3 protein-coding genes and 1 pseudogene are annotated in these 3,263 nt (G+C 64.6%); 1 reads left to right on the top strand and 3 read right to left on the bottom strand.

Translation table 11 applies throughout. The annotated features are described in order from the left end of the window. On the bottom strand, nt 1-699 hold a 699-nt coding region (locus tag ACEQXV_RS17775), incomplete at its 3' end, for an FAD-dependent oxidoreductase (RefSeq protein ID WP_370270282.1). A gap of 459 nt (nt 700-1,158) precedes the next feature. Beyond that, entirely contained in the window at nt 1,159-1,845 is a 687-nt protein-coding gene (locus ACEQXV_RS17770) for a GntR family transcriptional regulator (protein ID WP_370270281.1), read from the bottom strand. A 217-nt stretch (nt 1,846-2,062) separates the two neighbouring features. Between ACEQXV_RS17770 and ACEQXV_RS17765 the strand changes: the two are divergent. Further along, a pseudogene (locus ACEQXV_RS17765) lies at nt 2,063-2,326 on the top strand (transposase); the annotation flags it as partial. Here the strand turns inward: ACEQXV_RS17765 and ACEQXV_RS17760 are convergent. Further along, on the bottom strand, nt 2,314-3,263 hold a 950-nt coding region (locus ACEQXV_RS17760; protein ID WP_370270280.1), incomplete at its 5' end, for an NnrS family protein. The pseudogene ACEQXV_RS17765 and the gene ACEQXV_RS17760 overlap by 13 nt on opposite strands.

Here is a 3,263-nt window from a genome sequence, read left to right as displayed (position 1 = left end):
AATGCGGTCGACGCGGCATCCGGTGCGGATCTCGACCCCGCGGTCGATGAGAAAGGCAAGCAGGCGCCCGACCAGCGCGTTGCCCATGACAAGACGCCGCCCGCGCGGCCCGGTCAGCCGGTCTCGCCCGTGGCGAAGCATCAGCCCCGCCGCGTGGCGGAAACTGGCCAAACTCCGCGTGGCGCGCAGCAGGTGCCCGATGTCGGTCCGGTCGACCATCATTCCGCCCATGATAGTGAACTCCGGCAAGGGCGGCTTCACCAACCCGAAGGCGGATCCAAGTTTGCGCCCGTCGAAGGGCTGCGCCCCAAGCGCCCTGCCCCGGGTCACGGCGCCGGGGAGATCCGTATGGTAGTCAGGATGGTGCGCAAAGGGTGCGAGATCGATCGCGCCTGCATTCTGCAGCTCCGCGACCATCTCGGGCGCGCGCGCGAGAAAGGCCTCTCGCATCTCGGCACGCGACTCGTTGCCCACCACGTGATCGAGGTACCGTCTTGCGGCGTCCGGATCGTCCTCTCTGGATAGCATCGTGTTGGGCAACCAGGCACAGCCGGCAGAGATCGCACATGTGCCCCCGACCCGGTCGGAAGCTTCCAGCAGCACGATCCGCAACCCGGCAAGCGCAGCTGTCGCGCTGGCGGCAAGACCCGCGGCACCCGCCCCGATCACCACAAGGTCGAACTCTTCTGCCTCATCCATCTGTGCGTGCTCCTTTGTTGGACTTGAAGCATCTGCCATACTGTATGTCAATTATCCGGATCAGGGTGAAGGGCTGCAAAAGAACCGGCAAACCGAAGGCCCGCACACCTGCCCCACCGGAGCGCGCAGGGTGTTTCGTTTGTGGCTGACAAGATCACCTTTGTACCTCGTCGCGCGGATAAAGCCGGGCGAAGGTGGGTTGCTGCCTTGGGCTGATTATCAAGGCATCCGCCTGGACACCCAGCCGCCAGCAACGAACGGCGGTGACAAGGGTCCGGGTCGCGCTTTCCTCCGCGATAAGGTGCGGCGAGGAATGCGCGGATCGACGCAGGAAGGCTGGCAAGCCTCCAGTGGTTAGTTTGTCATGGCGATGCCCGGCACAACTGGGCAGTCTCAGGCAAGGCGAGCTTCACCGCCCGCGGACATCCAGCATGACCGGGCGATGCAGAAATCGGACAGTCATGTAAAACGCCCGGAGGCCAGCAAGTGCGCCACGCCGCTATCGATGTGGCGAGTCAGCAGTGCAACCGCCGCATCGGCATCGCGCCCGATCACCAGATCGCGCAGACGGACGTGATCCTCGACCACGCCCTGCCCCCGAAAGTCTAGAGCCAGCTGATGATAGCGGGCGAAGCGGTCAAATATAGAAGCATAGCTGCGCAGCAAGATCGGTTGATCGCAGGCGGCGATGGTCGCGTTATGAAAGCCCCAGTCACAGGCCACCCAGCGATCCACCACCGCGGGGTCGCCCGCGATTAGGGCGCGCTCGGCCACGGACAGCTTGTAGTGCGCGGCAACGACCGAGGCCTCCCACTCGATATCCCCCTGCGCGATGGCGGCGCGCAGCGCATGGCTTTCCAGCAAACCGCGCAAGACCGCCAGTTCCCGCAGCTCTCCGGCGCTGACCGCGCTCACCCTGAATCCACGCTGGCCTTCGGCGGTCACCAGCTCCTCAACCGCCAGCCGGTTTAGTATCTCGCGCAGCGTCGTCACCGAGGCACCGTAGATCTCCTTCATCCGGTCGAGTTTCAGCTTCTCGCCGGGCATTAGCTTGCCGTGAATGATGTGGGAGCGGATGCGGCGGTAGGCGACGTCGCCCACCGTGTCGCCATCCCGTTCAACCGTTTCGAAGCGCCAGGTTTCCATGCCGCTGTCTTACAACCCCTCGTGCGACCGTGCGAAGGGGCAATCCGCAGGGCAAAGGAAATCCTTTCGCCTTGTGCGCATTCCCGGCCACGATCAAACCCTGCGAACCGAACTGGGGCGCAGAGTCCTGCGTCTGGCGAGCTACTCAGCGGCCCAGCGACGTTGAACTCGACATCTTGGAAATCCGCGCCCACCGCGGTTCGATCAGCCTGAATTCGGGGTTCGTGGCCATTTCACCGACTGGTCCCGAGACGCGTTGAAAGACGACGGGATACGCGCCTGCGTCCCGCGCCGGAAGCAACGCTTACCCCAGTCAAAATCCCTCTCGGGACATTGCTTCGCAATACCTTGTTCAGAAGAAATCAAGATCATGTTTGGCAGGCTCAAGGACTTGCGGCGGGTGGCGACCCGCTATGACCGCTCCCCAAAGGTCTTTCTCTCAGCAATCGCGCGCGCCACGCCCGTCATCTACTGGTTATGAAGCGTAACCCTAGCTGCAGCCCGGGGCGCCTTGCGGCCCGCCTTCGGGCGGAGAAGCCAGGGGCCGATACGCGCCACAAGGAGTGCGAAGGCGCAGGTCCATAGAAAAGCGGAGAGGTCGATGCCGTCCAATCCCGCGACGACCGGTGCCGGGCCGGCCACACGCGCCGCAGCTGCCGCGATCATTAGAACGAAGGCCCCCGACAGGACCCTGCCAGCCTCCAGTGGCCGACCGGTATGCCCCATCGTCGCGCGCATCATCACTGCCACGGTCATGCCGCCGACCGCACCGATGCCCAGCACATGCGCCCCGCTTGCCGGCGCGACGAGGCCAAGTGCGGCTAAGGCAACGACGGCAAATCCCAGCGGCACCATCAGGTAGGCAACGTGCAACATCAGCAGGAGCGGCGAGCGCCACGTGCCTGCGCCCCGCCAGCGTGCGACCCGCACGAGATGCAGCACGGCGGCTGTCGTCCCGAATACGGCACAGATCATGGTGTAGGGGGCGACCACCCAGGCGATCAGCCCTGCAGCGCCAGCCGCCAGGCACAGCGCATCGAAGCGGGAGAAACCCACCGGCAACCGGGTCTCACCACGCTGAACAAGCCAGTTGCGGGTAAAGCTCGGCACGATGCGTCCCCCGATCAACATGACGAGGAAGATCAGCAGTGCGATCCCGAGCCGGCGACCATGATCCGCCGTTCCCAGCATCGCGGCCTCGGCGTGGAACAGGATGTTGGCCAGCCAGAGCATCGTCACGGGGACCAGCACCTTGAGGTTGCGCCAGTTCCGGCCGGCGACGATTTCCCGCGCGATCATCACGGTCACCGCCAGAAGGAAAAGCTGATCGATCAGCGCCACCACGAATGGCCCCTGCCCCGTAAGCCCTGCCACGGCAACGCGTCCCGCAATCCAAAACGACAGCAGCACCACCAGAG

This window comes from Nioella sp. (assembly GCF_964229645.1).
GTDB lineage: Bacteria > Pseudomonadota > Alphaproteobacteria > Rhodobacterales > Rhodobacteraceae > Nioella.
This window is presented reverse-complemented; position numbering and strand designations above follow the sequence as displayed.